Origin of the sequence: Blautia sp. DFI.3.45, from assembly GCF_020593505.1 — a bacterium.
Lineage (GTDB): Bacteria > Bacillota > Clostridia > Lachnospirales > Lachnospiraceae > Blautia_A > Blautia_A wexlerae.
Genome location: NZ_JAJDMI010000019.1, coordinates 45,944 through 65,730 on the forward strand (window position 1 = coordinate 45,944; position 19,787 = coordinate 65,730).

Below are 19,787 nucleotides of genomic sequence, written 5' to 3' on the forward strand. Positions count from 1 at the left end.
TGCTGCTATGTATCAGCTGCTGTCTGATTGACTTCTATATAATATACAGACATCCGTTTCCAACCGCTGTCTGTGACAGACTATTATACCCGGTCACATCATTCTTCCTGTAATCCATCATGCACTGCCTCCAGACACGCTTTTCGCAGTTCATTTTCTTCTTTATTATATAAAAGCATCTCGCTGTGTTCAAAATATGCCGGACAGCCATTTCCGGCAATAAACGAAGTCATTGACTTATCCGCTGTGATCCCTGTCACGAAAAGCAGCATTTCCTGATTTTCGCCAAAGCTCTCTTTAATAAATGAAAAGGCATTCTGCAGTTCTCCCTGGAGTTTCTGGATCATATCTTCTCTGCATACTGCTTCTTTTTCAAAACATTTACTGATCCGCTTAAATCCATTTTCAGCTGACCGCACATGTTCTTTCTTTGCTGTCAGAATATATTCCCTCAGCCTGCGGATTGCCGTCTCCTGATATTTCTGTTCGCTTACTGAAATCAGTTCCATCTTTACTTTGATCTGCAGACTGTTTTCCTGTTCCTGCGCAAATTCTTCAAGCAATGAAATTCCCAGCTTCTCTTCCTCAGCATTCTTTCTCACCTGAGTTCTCAGATGCAGAAGCATCTCATAGAGTACCTCAAGCTGATGATCTGCCTGTCCGTATTCTTCCGCTTTTTCTCTCAATGCCCCCAGGATCAGATTTACAACTGCAAAACGCTCCTCAAAAGCTCCATCTGCAGCCATCTTCTCCTTCAGCGCCAGATTCTCCCGGCTCAGATTTCCGGACAGGATCGACGGGATTTCATAATCTTCCCCATACTTTGTATATAACTGATAAAAACCTGCAAAATCTCTGGCTGTTTCCTCTTTCTGGAGAAATTCCTCCACCAGTTCCTCACTGATCCCGATCCCCAGCTTTTCATAGCTTTGCAGAAGTCTTGAAAGATCCTCCCAGCCCCTGGCAGTCACAAAGAATTTACCGTCTACTGTATTCTCCACCGCATAGAAATTGTTTTTCTTCACAGACAGATAAGAAATGATCGCCTGGTGCACCTTCTGCTGTCCTGCATATTTCAGCCAGATATCGCAGTCAGGCTCAATTGTAAGCTTACGGACACGGTCGAGTGTGACAATATCAAATTCCCTGACAGATTTATTATACTCCGGTGGATTTCCCGCTGCTACCAGAATCCAGCCTTCCGGAATCTTATGACTTCCAAAGGTTTTATTCTGGAGAAGTGCCAGCATTGCCGGTGCCAGGGTTTCAGACACACAGTTGATCTCATCAATAAACAGGATTCCCTCTTTCCTGCCTGTCTTCTCCATACAATCATAGACAGATGCCACGATCTCACTCATTGTGTAATCTGTCACCATCATTCCTTTTCCACCGTAATTCCGTTTAACGATCTCCGGAAGACCGATGGCACTCTGACGGGTGTGATGGGTAATGGTGTAGGCTACAAGTCCCACACCGCACTCTGCTGCCGCCTGTTCCATAATGGCAGTTTTGCCGATTCCCGGCGGACCGATCAGCAACAGCGGTCTCTGACGGATCAGAGGATAAGTATAATATCCATTCTCATCCTTCGCCAGATATGCACGAAGTGTATTACAGATTTCTGTTTTTGCTTCCTGTATGTTCATTTTATTATCATACTCCTGCTAATTATTTAGTTACTGTTCACTCCGTTCCCAGCAACACGCTTCGCGATGCACAGAATTTATGCTAATCGCATAAATTCGCGCGGTATGTCTCGGGTTTTCTGTGACCTTCGCTCACAAAAAACACCTCGCGGGATATTACCAGTGAACAGTAACATTATTTACTCAAACTGACATCTGCTCCGCAGTTTGTCCCGTTCCTGTGATCAGACATTTCGCCCATGGCGGCACCAGTTTCATCTTGTCCGTCCGTTTCAGAAATACAAATGCAGTCTCATAATCCGGCTTTTGTCCCGGATAAATCCCGTCACCATCTGTAAAATAGATCAGTGCTCTGAGATTCTTCAGTTCTTTTCTCTCTTTTTCCTGACGGATCAATTCAAATACAGGGCGGAAATCTGTACCTCCCCTGCCCTGGATCTTAACGTTCCGGATGTATTCCTTCCACTCTTCCTCAGAATGGATCACATCCACTTTCTGGATAAAACAGTCGCACTGGACGATATATACCTTCATCCTGCTGAAAAAATTCTCTTTTTCACTTAAAATCCCATAGGTTTCACCCAGAAATCTCTGTACAGTTTCTCCTGAACATGAACCGGATGTGTCAATGGCGATCACCAGCTCCTCCAGACGGTTTACTTCTTTATACTCCAACGGTTCTATCAATGGAATATTTCCATAATGTTCCATTCCAAAGCTGTAAAAAATATAATCAAAGCTCTCCGTATCCAGCTCCACTTCCTCCCGCAGTCTGCAGAACTGCTTCAGAAATTTCCGGTAATCATATTTACTGCGGTAGATCTCATCCAGTTCTTCCTGCTGATCGTTTGTCTGAGTCCCTGCCCTGCTTTGCATACCGGTCTTATTCTGTGAGGTATAAGCAAGGATATGTTCCCATTTTTCCTTTGTTCTCCTGCCTCCTGATGCCTGTCCGGCAGTTCTCTGCCAGAATATGTGATCATCAAAAGTATTTGTGTTCACCTGTGTATCATCTGATTTTCTTTTCTTCAGGCTGATTTTGCCTTCTCCGACAGCCTTGTCGATCAGCTGCTCTACAAAACAGTCGCATTCCCTGTCCCATTCACCGGAATCTCTGTCAGGTTCCATGAAAATATGAAGGTACAGACAGTGAAGCAGCATGTGCAGATATCCTCTTCTTACTGCTGCCGGATCTTCCAGATATTTTTTCATAAGAAATACCGGATTAAAATAAATCAGCTCCCCGTCTGTCCCAATTGTATCAATGCTGCTGTCTGCTTTGTATTCCAGACTTGTAAATGCCCCGTCCAGATAAGGAAAGTCCAGATATAATTGATTTCTGCAGTTTTGCAGGATTTTTTTTCCGGTAAGTTCCTGCTCTGTTGTTGTTTTACAGTAAAAAGTCTTTTTTTGGGTATCCATATTTTTTATCTTTCAGATGAAGCAGCCATACCAGAGAACGCAGCTTTGCTTTTTCCTGTGCACATTTTATAAAATTCTCCAGCTCATTTGCGGAAAACCATCCGCATTTCTCGATCTGCTCCATCCTTTCTGTATCCTCATTCTCTATCAGAAGCTCCATTACAGAACGTATTCTGAGCTTCAGGTATTTCTGTATCTCCTGATATTTATCGGACTCTCTGTCCGGATTTTCCTGAAAATAAATCTCCAGAGCCTGTTCAAGCTTTCTGTCCTGCATCAGATCATCTTCCTCTCCTGTGAAATTACCATAACCACAATATAACACAAAAAAGCTTCATTTTAAAGTCCTGTTCCTGCCCCTCTATTGACTTTCCTTTCTGTTATGTTACTATAAAATCACATATATTCTATCACAGATGAAAGGATTTTATCTTATGAATACTATCAAAAAATTCATCCACTACTATGGTCCGTATAAGACGGTCTTTTTTATTGATCTGATATGTGCTGCCGTGATCAGTCTGATAGATCTGGCATATCCTCAGATCCTGCGGACTATGACAAAAACACTGTTCACTCAGGATCAGTCAAGGATTCTTCATGCACTGCCTGTGATCGCAGGAGGACTCTTTCTTATGTATGTGCTCCAATGTCTCTGCAAATATTATGTAACCTGCCAGGGACACATGATGGGAGCAAATATGGAACGGGATATGCGGCAGGAATTATTTGATCATTACCAGCAGCTTTCATTTTCCTATTACAGTCAGAATAATTCCGGTCAGATGATGAGCAAGCTGGTCAGTGATCTTTTTGATATTTCCGAGTTTGCGCACCATGGTCCTGAAAACCTTTTTATCTCTCTGGTAAAGATCATCGGTGCTTTTGTCTTTCTTTTCTTTATCAATAAGAAACTGGCATTTCCACTGATCATCCTTGTTATTGTTATGTTTTGGTTTTCCTTTAAGCAGAATGCCCGAATGCAGACAACTTTTATGGAAAACAGACGTAAGATCGGGGATGTCAATGCAAGTCTCCAGGACACACTTTCCGGTATCCGTGTGGTACAGTCCTTTGCAAATGAAGATATTGAACATAACAAATTCAAAAAAAGCAATGAAGCTTTTCTGCTTTCAAAGCGTGATAATTATCGCTGTATGGGAAGCTTTATGAGCTCTAATCTGTTCTTTCAGGGAATGATGTATCTGGTCACTCTGGTGTATGGCGGTTATCTTATTGCCAACGGAGAAATGCAGACTGCAGATCTTGCCATGTATGCACTTTATATCGGAATCTTTATCAGTCCGATCCAGATTCTGGTCGAGTTGGTAGAAATGATGCAAAAGGGTCTTTCAGGCTTCCGCCGTTTCCTTGATGTTATGGAAACAGAGTCAGAGATCACAGACGCTCCGGATGCCAGAGAACTTACTGATGTGAAGGGACATGTAAGCTATGAGCATGTATCTTTTCATTACAGTGACGATAATACCCCTGTTCTCAGTGATATCTCTATTGATATCCCTGCCGGAAAGTCTGTGGCACTTGTGGGTCCGTCAGGTGGCGGGAAAACTACTATCTGTTCTCTTCTGCCACGCTTTTATGATGTAACAGAGGGACGGATCACTGTTGATGGAAAAGATATCCGCAGCCTGACCCTGAAGAGTCTCAGAAATAATATCGGAACTGTACAGCAGGATGTCTATCTGTTTGACGGTACGATCCGGGATAATATTGCATATGGAAAACCGGGAGCTTCTGATGAAGAGATTATTGCAGCTGCAAAGCGGGCAAGCATTCATGATTTTATTATGGAACTTCCACAGCAGTATGATACCTATGTCGGAGAACGCGGAACAAGACTTTCGGGCGGTCAGAAACAGAGGATTTCCATTGCACGTGTGTTCCTGAAGAATCCACCGATCCTGATCCTTGATGAAGCTACGAGCGCTCTGGATAATGAGAGTGAACGATGGATCCAGAGAAGTCTTGAAGAGCTTTCACAGAACCGTACTACTATTACTATCGCGCACAGACTTTCTACGATCAGGGATGCGGATGAGATTATTGTGATCACTGAGGATGGGATTGCTGAGAGGGGGACACATGAAGAGCTGTTGGATATGAATGGAGTGTATGCGGCTTATTATAATATGTGATTTTGTTTATAGTATCCGATAATAAACTGCGAAACAGTTATCTTTATATTTGCAATCTACTGATATATATTATAACAGCGCAGGAAAATTAATTGTCTGGCGTGCATTTGCAGGATACTTAGATATTCTTAGACGATAAAAATATGCGTTATGAGCCCACAGGGTCACTGTCTGAGCGACAGCGAGTTTGACCCTGCGGGCTCATGCTTTTAGCAGATTTTTATCGCCTTAGAATATCTTAGTGTCCGAAACCGCACGCCAGACAATTAATTTTCCTGCGCGTCCGTCAATCTATACTATTTTCGGTATACGAATGACGGGAGGCCGTCTTCGCCGCAGGGGATCTGTACTGTTCCTTGGATCAGAGGGCGGGCGTAGTTTATGAAGGCTTCAGTGACGTCAGATCCGTCTTCTGTGATCCACTCTGATGGAACTGTTTTTTCTTCGTTGCAGATGGCATTGACGTCTTCAAGACCACATTCCATGATATAGGTTCCGTCAGAGGTTTCTTTGCGGATAAATGAAATCATTTTTCCTGTTTCGCCGTTGAGGGCTGCCTGTACGCCGAATTCTCCGGCTTTGATGGCTTCCTGCTGGTCTGTGGCGGACATCATAGATGCAGAGCAACGCTGGCTGACGTTGAGTTCTACAGAACGGGCTTTTACACCGAGGCGGTTTCTGACAAGGTTTTCGAGATATTTACCACAGCCTGCCAGCATTTTGTGTCCAAAGGTATCAGTGCCTACGGAATTGTCGTATTCACAGATAAATGTGCCCTTGTCGTCATGGATTCCTTCTGATACGCAGACAATGACATTGCAGTTTTTCTCAAAGGAGTTCTCTACTGCTTTAAGAAATTCTTCCTGGTCAAAGGCTGTTTCCGGAAGGTAGATGAGAAGAGGGTTGTCTCCTGTATATTTGCGGGCAAGTGCAGATGCAGCAGTGAGCCATCCTGCGTGGCGGCCCATAATTTCTATAATAGTTACGGATTTCTTTTCATAAACATTTGCATCTATGGTAATCTCGCGGACTGTAGAAGCTACATATCTGGCTGCACTTCCAAATCCCGGAGTATGGTCTGTATGGACCAGATCATTGTCGATTGTTTTTGGTTCTCCGAGGATACGGATATCACTGCCTGTCTGCGCAGCATAACGGGAAAGTTTGCTCACCGTATCCATGGAATCATTTCCACCGATATAGAAGAACCAGCCAATATTCATTTCTTCAAATTTTTTAAAAAGTCTTGGATAAACCGGATCTTCCAGTGATTCCGGCAATTTATAGCGACAGGAACCAAGATAAGCACCTGGTGTGACTTTCAGACCGTCAAGTTTATCTCCCGGAAGTGCTTCGGCAAAGTCAAGAACTGTTCCATTTAAAAATCCTTCAATTCCGTTTATCATTCCGTAAACATGCTCAATAGCTTCCGGATGGCGCATTCCCTCGGATACAACTCCGTAAAGGCTGCTGTTAATTACTGCGGTAGGACCGCCGGACTGACCGACGATCAGATTCTTTCTGGACATAAGAAACCTCCTGTATCGTTTGATTTAATGTGATTGCTTTTTATTATATCATACAACTGCCTTCCATAGCAATTCAATAAAAAGGTGTGTTCCCACATCCCCCTGTGAAAGCACACCTTATATTTCCCATATTCAGTTTCTGTTTTTATTCCCCGAATTCCCTGTGGTCTTCTTCCAGTTTCTGTTCTATTTTAATCTTTTTTTTTGCCTCTTCTTTCTGCTCATCCCGTGTTTTCGGAAGGATCACATTAAGCATTACTGCAATAATAGTTGCAAGGACAACCGGTGATTTACCGAAAATTGTTGTTACCCATGTGGGAAAGCTTGCAAGTGCAGCTGTTGCCTGAGATACACCCATTCCCAGTGCAGCTGCAAGTCCTACGATAGATGAATTACGATAATCCATCTCAGCAGAAGCAACCAGCTTCATACCTGTCATTGCGATCGATGCAAATACAGACACAGTTGCACCGCCCAGTACACACTGAGGAATCGTTGTCAGGATAGCTGAGAATTTCGGAACCAAACCTGCTATACCGAGAATTGCAGCTGCAAGTCCCAGTACCCAACGGTTGATAACCTTTGTAGTTGTAACAATACCAACGTTCTGGCTGTATGTTGCTGTGGGAAGTCCACCGAGCAATGCGCCTACAACGTTAGAAAGACCATAACCAACGATTCCGCGCTGCAGTTCATCATCCTTAGGTGTTCTGTCCATAGCTCCGATCGTAGTCGCTGAATAATCACCGATTGCCTGAATAGAGTTGATAGCAAATAAAATTCCCAGTGCAACACAGGAAGACGGCTCAAACTGTACTCCAAAATGCATCAGAGATGGAAGCTGACAGACACCTGCTTCCCCTATGCTTGAGAAATCTACCATTCCAAACGGAATAGAAACCAGATATCCCACTATAATACCAATCAGAATAGATGCCAGTTTCCAGATTCCCTTTCCAAAATGATTCAGAGCTGTAACAACGATCAGCGTGAAAAATGCAATTGCCCAGTTCTGCCAGGATCCGTAATTTGGACTGCTGGTACCGCCTGCCATATAATTAATGGCAGTCGGATACAGGGAAAGACCGATGGTAAATACGACTGTTCCTGTAATTAGCGGCGGGAAAAATATCCGAATCTTCTTGACCAGCAAACCCATAACAACTGCTACGATACCACCAACAATCTCCGCACCCATGATTGCTGCTATTCCATACGATTCCGCTATCGCCTGCATACTTGGCACGTAAGCAAAGCTGACACCCATGATAATAGGCAGGCCTGAGCCAATTGCAAATTTCGCCTTTCCGCCAATCGGAAACAGCTGAAGCAAAGTTGACAATGCTGCAATGACCAGTGCCGACTGGATCAGGATAACCTGGTCTTCTCTGGAGAGTCCGCCTGGAACTGCTCCGGAAACGATGATCGCCGGTGTGACACAGCCAACGATCATAGCTACGACATGCTGCATGGCAAGGGGTAAAGCCTCACTCATGTGGGGGATTCCGTCAGTTTCAAAAATACTGCCTCTCTTCATAATTGCCTCCCAATTTCTTTTGTACGATTGTAACATTTTTTGTCCAAAAAAACAATTAGACAGTCTAATTATTTTTGGTCTAAAACTATACAATATTTACTCTTAAAATTTGGTTATTATTTTATCTTTTATATGTATTTTCCAGTATTTCATAAACCTTTCAGTTTATAATCTCAAATGTCCGATACAGATCCAGTCTTCCATATCCCCATCCCGGATTGGGGTATTCCATCTGTTCTTCTCTCACTGCCCCTTTCTGCAGATAAAACTTCACCGTATTTCCCGATGCATAAGGAATATTTCCTCTCACGATCGCCCATTCCTGCACCAATGCTGCTGCTCCTGCAACAACAGCCGAAGAAAGACTGCTCCCCGAAGCCTTTCCAAACGCCCCTCCCGGCAATGGAATGAGCAGATCTACTCCCGGTGCTGCCAGATCAGGTGTCACCTGGTTATTTGGAGTAAACCCTCGCCCAGCCTGAAAATACAGACTGTTATCCAGATACTGATAAGCTGTTGCCGTAATACCTCTGGTTGAATCCCCAGGTGCAGTAACAGTTATATAAGGTGTAGACTCCAGAAAATAAGTATCCGGCGAAATCAGCCCTTGCACCGGAAGCCACATGTGAAACCTGCTTCCCGATATTCCTTTTTTACTGACATTTACCTTCCAGATACCTGCTGCCGGATGAAAGAAGCGAAAATAAATCAGCTGTTTCCCGGTCATCCTCTCCATCTTTACGTAATTGACCAGCACTTTCGTCTCCACAAAAATGAAACTTAATTCCTGAGTACCTGCACCAAGAGAACTGCTCACATACAGCTTTTCTCCTGCCGGTGACTGTAACGATATCCCATAGTCATCCGGCGGATCTCCCCAAAATTCCATGGAAAATCCTTCTTCTTTATCCGCAATACGAAGTTCAACAGTATCCTGATTTTTCACATAGTCCAACTCTGCTGTATAATGATGCTGTGCTGCACCCTCATTTCCTGCTGCCACAGATACTGATACCTGAGAATCTTCATTAATATAATCTACATATCGACTCAGCTCACTGTCACCAACATGTGCGCTCTGATTGGTGCCAAGTCCCAGACAAACGGAAACCGGCATTCCCATCTCTTGTGCCATCTTCACTGCAAAAGAAATCCCCAGCATAATGTCGTCTTCCTGAAATACCGGTGCCTGTGGCGGATACTGGTAAAATTTTCTCAGATAGGATTTTGCTTTCTTTAATTTCACCACAATGATCGTTGCTTTCGGAGCTGCTCCTGAGAAATTTTCTGTGGGTACAAAATTGCCTGCTGCCAGCCCTGCCATAGCTGTACCATGTCCGTTCTCATCCAATGAGGGTACAATCTCCTGTGGATTCTCCGACAGCAATGCCTGATTAATTTCCTCTCCGGTAAAAACCTTTCCATAAGGAACCTGTTCATCCTCATTTCCCGGAATTGTCTGATCCCAGATATATGCAATACGGCTTACATCTCCGTTTCGAAAGATTGGATTCAGATAATCAATCCCGGAATCAATCACTGCGATCACTGTGCCCTCTCCCTGAAGTTTCAGATAGGGATGATTATGTAACCGCGTAATCCCGGATGAATTTAATGCGTCCGCATCCATAAATGTATAACACTTCGGCAAAGATGCATACGTATAGGAATTAATTTCCAGCGGACCAATCTCATTCAGCGGAATATATAGAATTCCAAACAATTCATTCACAGGAAGAAATTTTCCACCCATATTCTGTCCATGTTTTACAATAAAATCCCCGTACTCTTCATCCTGTGCCGGCGGTATTGACGGCTCAGCATGAATGCCCGGGGGGTTTTCCTGCTGTATCTGCACTTCAAAATCGTCAGGTCCGAACATTACTGTCCTCCCTGGATTTTTTATACATGATATGCACAATATATGCTCTTTATGACAATTCTAACCTTTACTGTTCAGACTGATATTCGCTTCCTGCTTTTGTTTCTTCACAACAGTCAGTAATAATATAATTCCAGCCACAGTTGTAAAAATACTGATAAACTGCGAAGTCGACAATACTCCTACGCTTCCTCTTTCAATATCTCCTCTGAAAAATTCGATCACAAATCTTCCTATACTGTAGAAAATAAGATAGCAGGCAGCCACCTGTCCATCTGCTTTCTTATGCTTTGCCACATAAAGCAGCAACAGAAAATGGGCAAAATCCAAAAAACCGGAATAAATCTGTGTCGGGATCAGAGCAACATTGTTGGGTGCAAAATCTGAATTTGTAAACGTAACCGCCAGAGGCCCTGAAGTTTCTTTCCCATAACAGCAGCCTGCCAGAAAGCATCCAATCCTGCCAAATCCCTGTGCCAGTGCAATGGATGGCATCATCAGATCAAAATACTCCAGAAATTTCAACTTCTTTATCCTGCAGTACAGCCAGCCCACCAGAATTCCTCCGATGATTCCCCCATATACCACAAATCCATCTGATCCTATGATCTGCCTTGGATTCTGCAGAAATTCCCTCCAGTTGGTGATCCAGAACAAAATCTTCGCAGATGTAAATCCACCAATGGCGCACCACACTACCAGATAAAAAATATGTTCACATGCAAGTTTCAGTTTACGCGCTCTCTGCTCAGCCACAAACCAGGCAGCCAATACTCCCATGGCAATCATAAATCCATAACCATATACCGTCAACGGTCCTATATGTAACAATTCATTATGCATGTCTCAAATCCTCTCAAATCTTAAAATACTTCCTGTCACTCTCTCATTTTATTTATTATTCACAGTCGGATTTCTCAAATAAACCTTCAAAAACCTCCAGCAATTTTTCATTTGCATAATCATTGGCTTCATTCTCATGTACCGCTTCCGCATCTGCTTCTCCGCAGATATCCACACCGGCAATCTTTCCACTGCTTTCTTTTGCACATTCCAATACAGTCTGTACACCGGACACCAAAGTTGTCAGCCTCATATCCCCCTGGCTCCATGTCGTCTGTGCATCCTCTGTACAAAGCACATCTTTATCAACAGATATATATAATGGAAGGAATTTTTCAGCATCTTCCTGTAAACCTTCCGATTTTCTCCAATTACATACTTCACTGACTGTTTCCCTGAGAAACCAGTTTCTCTCTTCATCATTCATCACCTGAAGTTTCTCTCTGGAGAGAAATATCACTCTGTCCTTCAGATTCTCATCTACCTGCTCATAGGCTGCTTCATCCGGTCCCACAAGGATCACATATTTCAGATTCTCCAGTTCCTCCAACGCTGCCGCGATCCATCCTCCACACGACAAAATCCCACCAAAAGCCGGAGGCTGCATATCTGTATGATTATCGTATACCAGCAGACAGAACGGTTGATCCATTCTTGTCAGCCAAAGTCTTGTCATATAGTGATAATTGCCGGAATCAATAAAATGGATTCCGGCAGTTGGATAATTTTCTGTTCGTTTATTAATCTCTGCGATTGCTTCCTCATCACAATAGCAGTTTGTCCCACAGACATCCTGAAGCTCAATCCAGGATACCTGTCTGTTTTTCCAGAATTCTTCTTCTCTGTAAATTCCGGAGAAATTCATCAGTACAATGGGATTCTGTTCCTGCATATTTCACTCAGTCCTTCCATTCTTCCAGCGGTTCATCATGATTTTTCAGCATTTCCCGGATTTCTCTGCCGGGACTTTCCACGCCTTCATCCGGAGTCTGCATCTCTGCATCCAGAATGGCGTCTGCATCTGCTGCATCTGCAGTCTTCCCGGTTTCTATTTCCATCTCCGCTTCCTGAACCTGAGAATCTGTATCTTGCTTCCATTCTGTTTCATCTTCATTTAAAGATTTATCCTGCACTTTTTCGTCCAGACCTGCATCTGCCGGGTCATCCCATGGTTTCTCTTTTCCATTCTCTTCCTGTTCTTTTTCAGCACAGAGTTTTTCGGATTTTTTCATTCCAAGACGAATCATGATCAAAAATACAATGTCTGCTACTCCATCAGCAGTCAGAATAATTCCGGAAAACAGGATCATCCGGGTTACACTCAAAAAAGAATAGAGCAACATGGAAACACCCAGCGCAATAAATACCAGACAGCCAATAAGAATAATCTTCCAGCGTCCTCTCTGGGCTTTTTTCAGTCTGTAACTTCCCTTTATCTTCCAGATACTGTCAACCAGTACCAAGGCTCCCAGTAAATATGGCAGGATTTTGATCACGATCTGCGGTGTAAAGAAAAGAAAAATTCCAAGCACCATGACGATCACACCTGTAAACAGATCAAGAATCGTTGCCTTTTCCTTCTCAGCTGTATAAATAACAATATGATAAATACCGGAAGCGATCATTACCAGTCCGAATACAATCTTGCAGATAATGTTTACGGTCTGGTCCGGAACCAGGAGCAGACACAGACCAAATGCCAGATAAAAAACCGATGATAAAATCTCGCTTTTTAAAAAATCAGAAACTTTTTTCCCCATAACCTTTTCCTCCTGACTGTATGATAGCAAGTCCACACCCACTCTTATTGCTTTTCGCAATCTCCGCAGGGGACTTACTTGATTCGGTTAAAAATACTATTCCATTTCTTCTAAAATAGTATAACTTCTTTCTTTCTCTTCGTCCACAGGCAACTGCATGACTTTGTGTAAAATTTGTGAATTTTTCCTTGAAGTTTTTTTAGTGCGTATTATAATTATAGCGATACTCATAAATAATACATTTGAGAGTATTGCTATAAATAAAACTATGTCATAAAATGGATATTTTTCCATAGGAAGGATTTATTTTGAAAAAACAACCAAAGAATAAAGTTTTATTTCTTATCCCTGTCGGTGTTATACTCGCCGGTGCAGTGATTTTTTTATGCACCCGCGGAAATGAGAATGATTCTGTCTGTAAAGAAAATGTAGCCCGCCTTCAGGCTCTGGAAAATTCAGACATTTCACAGACAGAAGAACAGCTTCAGGCTCTGAAACAGACAACCGGCATTTCTTCCGGTTCTGATGCTTCAGACGGTTCCGGATCTACCCTGTTAAGTGATGTAGAAATCCGACAGGTTTTTGCCGGAAACGTCATCATCGGTGACTCTATCACAGAATCCATCGTAGAATACGGATATCTGGATACGGATGTGGTAGTCAGCAAACGAGGATTAAATGTAGGTGCAGCCGATGATCAGATCAGTACGGCAATTGCTCTGAATCCCTCTCATGTATTCATGGCATTTGGTTCCAACGACCTGGAAATATATGGTTCGGCTTCATCAGAATTTATTGATGCATACAGGACGCAGATAAAGAAAATCCAGACAGCCTTACCAGATGTCCCAATTTATATCAACTGCATTCTGCCGATTACTGATGAAGCGATCGCACAGACTCCTGATCTTGGATATTACCCTGATTATAATGAAGGACTTATCAAACTCTGTCAGGAAATGGGATGTACCTTTATTGACAATTCAACGATTGTAACAGACAGTTCAGAGAATCTGTATGAACCGGACGGTGAACATGTGATTCAGGACTACTATCCCAAATGGCTGACAAATATGGCACAGATTGCGGGGTTAAAGGCATGAAAAATTATTTACATATTTTTATCAAAGGTGCATTTGTTCTTTTCCTTATCGCATATCTGACTGTCCTGTATACCTCCGACAGCGCAAAGAATGTACCCATGGAACAGATTGCACAGACTATGGAACAGGATTCTGATATCACTTCTTTAAATAAAGAAGCACGTTCTGATCTGAAACATTATTATCAGACAGATGACCGCAATATTGACGGTTATTTCTTCTACAAAGCCGCTTCACCCATGGCAGTAGAAGAAATCTGTATTATGAAAGCCACTGACAATACCCAGGCAAATACTTTGCTTGAAAATGCAAACGCCCATCTCTCCGGTCAGAAGCAGGTATTTGAGGGATATGGCACAGATCAGATGGCTCTTCTGAACAATGCAGTTGTTGGAAAAAAAGGAAACTATGTATATTATATGTGCGGCGCAGACGCACAGAACTGGCGCACTGCCTTTCTTTCCATGATATAAGCATTTTACTTTAATCCTCGTAACTGTTCCGCATTTTACGCTAATGGACTGCAGAACCATTACTATGGCAGTCCTCTTAATAATACCGTTAAGAGAAAATACAGTTAAGAGAATTACTATAATATTCATAATATCCAGATTGGAGAACTTTTAATATGGTATTCAACAGTATATTTTTTATATTCTGCTTTCTTCCGGTTTTCATGCTGATCTACTACCTGGTACCGGGAAAGCTCCGCAATCTGCTGCTTTTTTTGGGCAGTCTGATCTTTTATGCCTGGGGAGAACCTGTATATGTGATTCTCATGCTGTTTTCCAGTATCTTCAACTATTATATGGGTACAGAACTGGAACGTTTATATTATGATGACAGGAAACAGAAAATTAATCTGATCTTCTCGATCATTATAAATCTTGCAGTACTTGTGTTTTTTAAATATTATGGATTCTTACTTAACACAATCGGAGGAATCATCGGTATCCATATCCCTCATCCGGAACTTTCGCTGCCGATAGGACTTTCTTTCTACACTTTCCGTAATTTGTCCTATCTTTTTGATATTTATTTAAGTAAGGTCAGTGCGCAGCGAAATTTCCTGGCCTTTGCCGTATACAGCACAATGTTTCCTTATACCTCTGCCGGACCAATCGTACGATATACGGATATAGAGACGCAGCTGAAGCAGCGCACCATCAATATCTCCAAATTCGGTATCGGTGCAGAGCTTTTTGTCAAAGGTCTTGCAAAGAAAGTTCTTCTGGCAGATAATCTCTCGGTTTTATACAGCAGTATCTGTGGTCATCCACAGATGTCTGTATTTACTTCATGGCTTGGCATTCTGGCTTATACAATGCAGCTTTATTTTGACTTCAGCGGCTATTCGGATATGGCCATCGGTCTGGGAAAAATGCTGGGATTTGATTTTAATAAGAACTTTGATTATCCCTATATTTCCACCAGTGTTTCTGAATTCTGGAGACGCTGGCATATTTCTCTTGGAAGCTGGTTCAGAGATTATATTTATATCCCGCTTGGCGGTAATCGGGTCTCCACTCTGAAACATATCCGAAATATCCTTGTGGTATGGGCACTTACCGGTCTATGGCATGGTGCAAGCTGGAATTTCGTACTATGGGGTGTTTATTACGGCCTCTTCCTTTTACTCGAAAAATTTGTACTTCAAAAATATCTGAAAAAAATACCATCCTGGCTTTGCACTGTATACACTATGCTTGTAGTCATGATCGGATGGGTATTCTTCAGCCAGACAGACTTTGGTGCCCTTGGCCATTACCTTGGAACTATGTTTGGAATCGGAGCTTCCGGTTTCATAGACAAAACTGCACTTTACTACCTCAAGACAGGATTTATCCTTCTTCTGATCAGTATTCTTATGTGCCGTCCTGCTCCTTACCAGTACTTTAAGCGTCTGGTCAGACGCAGACCTGTTGTTGCAGTGATCATAAATCTTATTTTATTTGCATTATCGATTGCCTATATGGTTTATAACTCTTACACACCATTTTTATATGCAAAATTTTAGAAGGTAAACAATATGAAAAAATCATTAAGAAATTATCGTTTATTTTTCCACAGAATGGGACTTTTATTTTTATTTATCCCCTTGATCGTACTCATTCTGAGCATTGTGCTTCCTGACAGAGGGTTTTCTGAAAAAGAAAACCGCGTACTTTCTTCCCTGCCTCATTTAAACGGCAGTCAGATTGCTTCCGGCGGATTTGAAAAACAATTTGAAACCTATGAAAATGATCAGTTTCCACTTCGCGATCTGTGGATTACCCTGAAAGCCGGAACTGACCGTCTGATGGGAAAAGTAGAATCTAATGGCGTATACGTTGGAAAATCCGGATATCTTATGGAAGAATTTAAAGCGCCTGATCAGACACAGTATGACGCCACTGTAAAAGCAATGACTGACTTTGCGCAAAAACATTCTGATCTGAAACAATATGCACTGATCGCCCCAAATTCTGTGAATATCCTGAGCGACAGGCTTCCTGCTTTTGCCCCTGTCCAGGATCAGAATTCCTGGCTTGACAGCCTCTCTGCCTCCCTGACCGATGCAGGTGTGACCTTTATTGATGTTCGCAGCACTTTTAAAGATCACAAAATGGAAGACCTCTATTATCACACTGATCATCACTGGACTACCCAGGGTGCTTATTATGCCTATCTTAAGGCAGCCAAAGATATGGGAATTGATACTTCAGCAGACACTTATGACAAAGCATCTGTCACCCGTTCTTTTCAGGGAACACTGTCTGCCAAAAGCGGTTTCCGCTCCGGCGAAAAAGATGAGATCGATGTATTTCTCCCCACCGGAGATCAGGCACTCTCTTCTGTAGTTAATTATGTAGACGAACAGAAAAAAAATGCCAGCTTCTATGATACTGAGAAACTTGAGACAAGAGATAAATATGCATTATTCTTTGGTGGAAACCACGCTCAGATAAAGATCAGTACTCCTACTGAAACAGATAATACACTGCTTGTGCTTAAGGATTCATACGCAAACAGCTTCATCCCATTTCTTGCTCAGCATTACCGAAAGATCATAATGATTGATCCCCGTTATTACTTTGGAGATCTGGAGCAGTTAATGCAGGTTGAAAATGTTCAGGAAATTCTGTACCTGTATAATGCTAATACCTTCTTCACAGACACTTCTCTGGAGCTTGCCCTGACAACTGCTGAACAGGATTCTTCTGATACATCTGATATCAAATAATATTATATCAAAAAATCCCCACCGAAATTTCAATGCCGAGGAAACATTGACTTTCGGTGGGGATTTTTCACACATTCACACACATTTTATAACACACACTTTTCACACACTTTTTAATAATAGGTCAGGTATAACGACTGATTTAAAACAATAATACTGTGTCTTTCATTCCCCGTTCCCAGTTTATCTGTTTTTTATATCAGCTGTACCTTAATGTGTATTATATCAGCATTTATGCCCTCTTTTCATTTTATGCAAATTCAGCAATTTATTCTGCAAAAGTGTCCTTTGAGTCTCCAAAATGATTTACAAAATAATCATAGTACGTATCCAGTATTTCTTTCCGCCCACGAACACGTATAGGCACAAGTGTTCCATCTTCCATAATAAAATCGTCCTCTACATCCTTAATATAATCCATATTCACCAGATAACTCTGATGGCATCGCAGAAAACGTTTCTCGTTAATTCTCTTCTCAATTTCTCCCAGCTTGTCCACTGTTATAATTTCGGAACCATCTGACAAATGCAGGGTGACATTATGTTTATCGCTGTCAATATACATGATATCATCTGTACATGGATAACGGTACTGTCTTCTGTTTTTGATTGCAACACGCCTTTTCATATCCGTTTTAAGAATCCTGTTCAGAAGTTTCATCAGTTTCTCTTCTGAAAATGATTTCAACAAATATCCGGAAGCCTGTACTTCATAACTCTCTATGGCATAATCCGGTGAAGCGGTAAGAAAAATGATCGGCACCTTACACTGTATCTGTCTCAATTTTCTTGCAGTTTCCATTCCATTAAGTTTCTTCATACAAATATCCAGAAAAAGCAGATCCATAGCAATGTATCCTTCTTCCACATCGGCTATAAGCGTCTCTCCTGAATCATATTCTACAATTGAAACCTCTTCATTTATTTCTTCAAAATACTGACACAATATTTCTTTTAAAAGAAGTCTTTCAATCTCAACATCATCACAAACGACGATCGTTTTCATGTAATTTCCCCTTTCCGTATCAATATAAAAAGCAGTTTCCAAAATCCTGTCAGTCGCAAAGTTCTGACATTTATCTGTAAACAGCACAATTTCTATTAATTATATATGCTTAATCCTACGTATTCAAGTACTTTTTTCATTTATTTTACTTTTTTATAACAATCATTGTTGTTTACTTTTTTTGTGTTATACTTATATGGCAGCTTCACTTATGACAGCACTTTGGTAAAACAATCATATACTGAACTGTTACTCTATTTAACCGAATCAGGTAAGTCCCCTGCGGAGCAGTTATTCGGTGTAAAGCTGCGTAGCAAAGCGGATGATTTTATTCGCTTGACACAGAAAGAAGGAATTATATGCGTCAGGAAAAATTTAAAATGGAACGTCAGGGATTAATAAATGTGGGAGATGAAATAGAAATTTCCGAATATCAGTCTTTTATGAATTACAGTTATATCATTGAACCGGCTGTGGCAATGTCCGGCTGTTATCCAAATGCAGAACGCATCAGATCCAGAAAAGGAATCGTAAAAAATATTGAACATACACCGCGAGGTTTTATAGTGACTGCAGAATTTGATGAATAGTTACATATATTTTTCAAACACACTTCAGAAAGGAAATTATCATGGACAATAAAATAATAATCCGTACCGCTTCTGCTGCAGATGCACCGGCACTGCTTAAAATTTACAGACCATATGTAGAAAATACAGCCATCACCTTTGAATATGATGTTCCCTCCACAGAAGAATTTGCTTCCCGAATTCAACACACTCTGAGAAAATACCCTTACCTTGTAGCTGAGGAAAAAGGAACTTTGCTTGGATATGCATATGCAGGTCCTTTCCATGAAAGACCTGCATATGACTGGGCTGTGGAAACATCTATTTATGTTGATCAGTCTCTTAAACACAGAGGGATAGGCCGCATGCTTCATGATGCCCTTGAAACCGCTTTACGTGAGCAGGGTATCTTGAATATGAATGCCTGCATTGCCTATCCTCCAAAGGAAGATGAACATCTTGACAAAAACAGTGTGGAATTTCACACTCATATGGGATATCGTCTTGTAGGTGAGTTCCATAAATGCGGTTACAAATTCAACCACTGGTATAATATGGTCTGGATGGAGAAGCTGATCGGTGAACATCTAACAGTTCAGGAGCCACCGAAATTCCCTCTCCTGTAGCCTGTTATTTCTGTGACTTCCAGAAATTATCAGAATCAATCCTGTGTCACTATCGCAAGTGTCAGTATACATTAACACAAAAAAACCTTAGAAGATATTTCTAAGGTTTTTCAAGAGGTGCCACCCGGATTTGAACCGGGGATAGAGGTGTTGCAGACCTTTGCCTTACCACTTGGCTATGGCACCATATTCACTTTTTATTATATGTAAGAAATCTTACATAATGACTCCAAGGGGATTTGAACCCCTGTTACCGCCGTGAAAGGGCGGTGTCTTAACCGCTTGACCATGGAGCCTGGTAGAAAATTGAATTTGATATCGGACTTCATGTTTCCGAAAACTCCCCCTGTTGGACTCGAACCAACGACACTGCGGTTAACAGCCGCATGCTCTACCGACTGAGCTAAGGAGGAATAAAGGTTTGCACCTTCAAAACTACATACATGTTGACATTTCCTTGAGATTCATTCTTCCTGCGATTC

At 41.9% G+C, this 19,787-nt stretch carries 17 protein-coding genes and 3 tRNA genes; 7 read left to right on the top strand and 13 right to left on the bottom strand.

Translation table 11 applies throughout. The features are described 5' to 3' along the window. Positions 1-98: 98 nt before the first annotated feature. From LJE09_RS08680 to LJE09_RS08690, 3 genes are all read right to left on the bottom strand, one after another. Positions 99-1,649 carry an AAA family ATPase gene (locus LJE09_RS08680; protein WP_227311190.1) on the bottom strand — a complete coding sequence of 517 codons (1,551 nt, stop codon included), beginning with the start codon at positions 1,647-1,649 and terminating at the stop codon, positions 99-101. A 183-nt stretch (positions 1,650-1,832) separates the two neighbouring features. Beyond that, positions 1,833-3,071 carry a vWA domain-containing protein gene (locus tag LJE09_RS08685; RefSeq protein ID WP_227311192.1) on the bottom strand — a complete coding sequence of 413 codons (1,239 nt, stop codon included), beginning with the start codon at positions 3,069-3,071 and terminating at the stop codon, positions 1,833-1,835. Then, positions 3,040-3,348, bottom strand: coding sequence for a hypothetical protein (locus LJE09_RS08690; RefSeq protein WP_227311194.1), 309 nt, complete (start codon positions 3,346-3,348; stop codon positions 3,040-3,042). The genes LJE09_RS08685 and LJE09_RS08690 overlap by 32 nt, the downstream gene beginning before the upstream one ends. Positions 3,349-3,505: 157 nt before the next feature. Between LJE09_RS08690 and LJE09_RS08695 the strand changes: the two genes are divergently transcribed. Beyond that, the gene (locus LJE09_RS08695; RefSeq protein WP_055058400.1) at positions 3,506-5,227 is read left to right on the top strand and encodes an ABC transporter ATP-binding protein; all 1,722 of its coding nucleotides are present in this window, start codon (positions 3,506-3,508) and stop codon (positions 5,225-5,227) included. Positions 5,228-5,523: 296 nt separating this feature from the next. Here LJE09_RS08695 and LJE09_RS08700 read toward each other — a convergent pair whose 3' ends face one another. The 6 genes from LJE09_RS08700 to LJE09_RS08725 all read right to left on the bottom strand — a co-directional run bounded on the left by LJE09_RS08700 (position 5,524) and on the right by LJE09_RS08725 (position 12,778). Then, on the bottom strand, positions 5,524-6,756 hold the full coding sequence (locus LJE09_RS08700; RefSeq protein ID WP_055058401.1) for a 6-phosphofructokinase: 1,233 nt from the start codon (positions 6,754-6,756) through the stop codon (positions 5,524-5,526). Positions 6,757-6,901: 145 nt separating this feature from the next. Beyond that, a complete protein-coding gene (locus tag LJE09_RS08705; RefSeq protein WP_055058402.1) occupies positions 6,902-8,293 on the bottom strand; it encodes a uracil-xanthine permease family protein in 1,392 nt (463 codons plus the stop codon). Between the two features lie 160 nt (positions 8,294-8,453). After that, the gene (locus tag LJE09_RS08710; protein ID WP_022380550.1) at positions 8,454-10,175 is read right to left on the bottom strand and encodes a S8 family peptidase; all 1,722 of its coding nucleotides are present in this window, start codon (positions 10,173-10,175) and stop codon (positions 8,454-8,456) included. A 60-nt stretch (positions 10,176-10,235) separates the two neighbouring features. Next, positions 10,236-11,018: a prolipoprotein diacylglyceryl transferase gene (locus LJE09_RS08715; protein ID WP_008707888.1), complete on the bottom strand. Its 783-nt coding sequence runs from the start codon at positions 11,016-11,018 to the stop codon at positions 10,236-10,238. Positions 11,019-11,073: 55 nt separating this feature from the next. Next, positions 11,074-11,910, bottom strand: a complete 837-nt coding sequence (locus LJE09_RS08720) for an arginase (protein ID WP_118615005.1) — start codon at positions 11,908-11,910, stop codon at positions 11,074-11,076. 7 nt (positions 11,911-11,917) lie between these two features. Next, positions 11,918-12,778 (bottom strand): HdeD family acid-resistance protein, encoded by an 861-nt coding sequence (locus tag LJE09_RS08725; protein WP_055060232.1) that lies wholly within the window; start codon positions 12,776-12,778, stop codon positions 11,918-11,920. 308 nt (positions 12,779-13,086) lie between these two features. Between LJE09_RS08725 and LJE09_RS08730 the strand changes: the two genes are divergently transcribed. From LJE09_RS08730 to LJE09_RS08745, 4 genes are all read left to right on the top strand, one after another. Beyond that, on the top strand, positions 13,087-13,881 hold the full coding sequence (locus LJE09_RS08730; protein ID WP_008707883.1) for a GDSL-type esterase/lipase family protein: 795 nt from the start codon (positions 13,087-13,089) through the stop codon (positions 13,879-13,881). Continuing rightward, positions 13,878-14,354, top strand: coding sequence for a DUF4358 domain-containing protein (locus LJE09_RS08735; protein ID WP_025579382.1), 477 nt, complete (start codon positions 13,878-13,880; stop codon positions 14,352-14,354). Before LJE09_RS08730 ends, LJE09_RS08735 begins: the two co-directional genes overlap by 4 nt. A 155-nt stretch (positions 14,355-14,509) precedes the next feature. Beyond that, positions 14,510-15,898 (top strand): MBOAT family O-acyltransferase, encoded by a 1,389-nt coding sequence (locus tag LJE09_RS08740; RefSeq protein WP_118567074.1) that lies wholly within the window; start codon positions 14,510-14,512, stop codon positions 15,896-15,898. Positions 15,899-15,910: 12 nt separating this feature from the next. After that, the gene (locus LJE09_RS08745; protein WP_227311196.1) at positions 15,911-17,104 is read left to right on the top strand and encodes a DHHW family protein; all 1,194 of its coding nucleotides are present in this window, start codon (positions 15,911-15,913) and stop codon (positions 17,102-17,104) included. A gap of 268 nt (positions 17,105-17,372) precedes the next feature. On the opposite strand, the gene LJE09_RS08750 is transcribed toward LJE09_RS08745, so the two are convergent. Then, complete coding sequence (locus LJE09_RS08750) at positions 17,373-18,110, bottom strand: LytR/AlgR family response regulator transcription factor (protein ID WP_008707876.1); 738 nt, start codon at positions 18,108-18,110, stop codon at positions 17,373-17,375. Positions 18,111-18,469: 359 nt separating this feature from the next. Here LJE09_RS08750 and LJE09_RS08755 point away from each other — a divergent pair, with 359 nt between their 5' ends. Then, complete coding sequence (locus LJE09_RS08755) at positions 18,470-18,700, top strand: hypothetical protein (RefSeq protein WP_026650366.1); 231 nt, start codon at positions 18,470-18,472, stop codon at positions 18,698-18,700. 41 nt (positions 18,701-18,741) lie between these two features. Beyond that, entirely contained in the window at positions 18,742-19,305 is a 564-nt protein-coding gene (locus LJE09_RS08760; RefSeq protein WP_025579376.1) for a GNAT family N-acetyltransferase, read from the top strand. Between the two features lie 115 nt (positions 19,306-19,420). On the opposite strand, the gene LJE09_RS08765 is transcribed toward LJE09_RS08760, so the two are convergent. From LJE09_RS08765 to LJE09_RS08775, 3 genes are all read right to left on the bottom strand, one after another. Then, positions 19,421-19,491: transfer RNA gene (locus LJE09_RS08765), tRNA-Cys, on the bottom strand. A 38-nt stretch (positions 19,492-19,529) separates the two neighbouring features. After that, positions 19,530-19,601: transfer RNA gene (locus LJE09_RS08770), tRNA-Glu, on the bottom strand. A 44-nt stretch (positions 19,602-19,645) separates the two neighbouring features. Further along, positions 19,646-19,718 (bottom strand) — tRNA-Asn (locus LJE09_RS08775). Positions 19,719-19,787: the final 69 nt, after the last annotated feature.

Excerpts from the sequence above, each read along its gene's own strand:
- LJE09_RS08755 (WP_026650366.1), top strand. The coding sequence starts at position 18,470 with ATGCGTCAGGAAAAATTTAAAATGGAACGTCAGGGATTAATAAATGTG.
- LJE09_RS08705 (WP_055058402.1), bottom strand. The coding sequence starts at position 8,293 with ATGAAGAGAGGCAGTATTTTTGAAACTGACGGAATCCCCCACATGAGT.
- LJE09_RS08700 (WP_055058401.1), bottom strand. The coding sequence starts at position 6,756 with ATGTCCAGAAAGAATCTGATCGTCGGTCAGTCCGGCGGTCCTACCGCA.
- LJE09_RS08735 (WP_025579382.1), top strand. The coding sequence starts at position 13,878 with ATGAAAAATTATTTACATATTTTTATCAAAGGTGCATTTGTTCTTTTC.
- LJE09_RS08685 (WP_227311192.1), bottom strand. The coding sequence starts at position 3,071 with ATGGATACCCAAAAAAAGACTTTTTACTGTAAAACAACAACAGAGCAG.
- LJE09_RS08710 (WP_022380550.1), bottom strand. The coding sequence starts at position 10,175 with ATGTTCGGACCTGACGATTTTGAAGTGCAGATACAGCAGGAAAACCCC.
- LJE09_RS08690 (WP_227311194.1), bottom strand. The coding sequence starts at position 3,348 with ATGCAGGACAGAAAGCTTGAACAGGCTCTGGAGATTTATTTTCAGGAA.
- LJE09_RS08760 (WP_025579376.1), top strand. The coding sequence starts at position 18,742 with ATGGACAATAAAATAATAATCCGTACCGCTTCTGCTGCAGATGCACCG.
- LJE09_RS08740 (WP_118567074.1), top strand. The coding sequence starts at position 14,510 with ATGGTATTCAACAGTATATTTTTTATATTCTGCTTTCTTCCGGTTTTC.
- LJE09_RS08715 (WP_008707888.1), bottom strand. The coding sequence starts at position 11,018 with ATGCATAATGAATTGTTACATATAGGACCGTTGACGGTATATGGTTAT.
- LJE09_RS08680 (WP_227311190.1), bottom strand. The coding sequence starts at position 1,649 with ATGAACATACAGGAAGCAAAAACAGAAATCTGTAATACACTTCGTGCA.
- LJE09_RS08745 (WP_227311196.1), top strand. The coding sequence starts at position 15,911 with ATGAAAAAATCATTAAGAAATTATCGTTTATTTTTCCACAGAATGGGA.
- LJE09_RS08720 (WP_118615005.1), bottom strand. The coding sequence starts at position 11,910 with ATGCAGGAACAGAATCCCATTGTACTGATGAATTTCTCCGGAATTTAC.
- LJE09_RS08725 (WP_055060232.1), bottom strand. The coding sequence starts at position 12,778 with ATGGGGAAAAAAGTTTCTGATTTTTTAAAAAGCGAGATTTTATCATCG.
- LJE09_RS08695 (WP_055058400.1), top strand. The coding sequence starts at position 3,506 with ATGAATACTATCAAAAAATTCATCCACTACTATGGTCCGTATAAGACG.
- LJE09_RS08750 (WP_008707876.1), bottom strand. The coding sequence starts at position 18,110 with ATGAAAACGATCGTCGTTTGTGATGATGTTGAGATTGAAAGACTTCTT.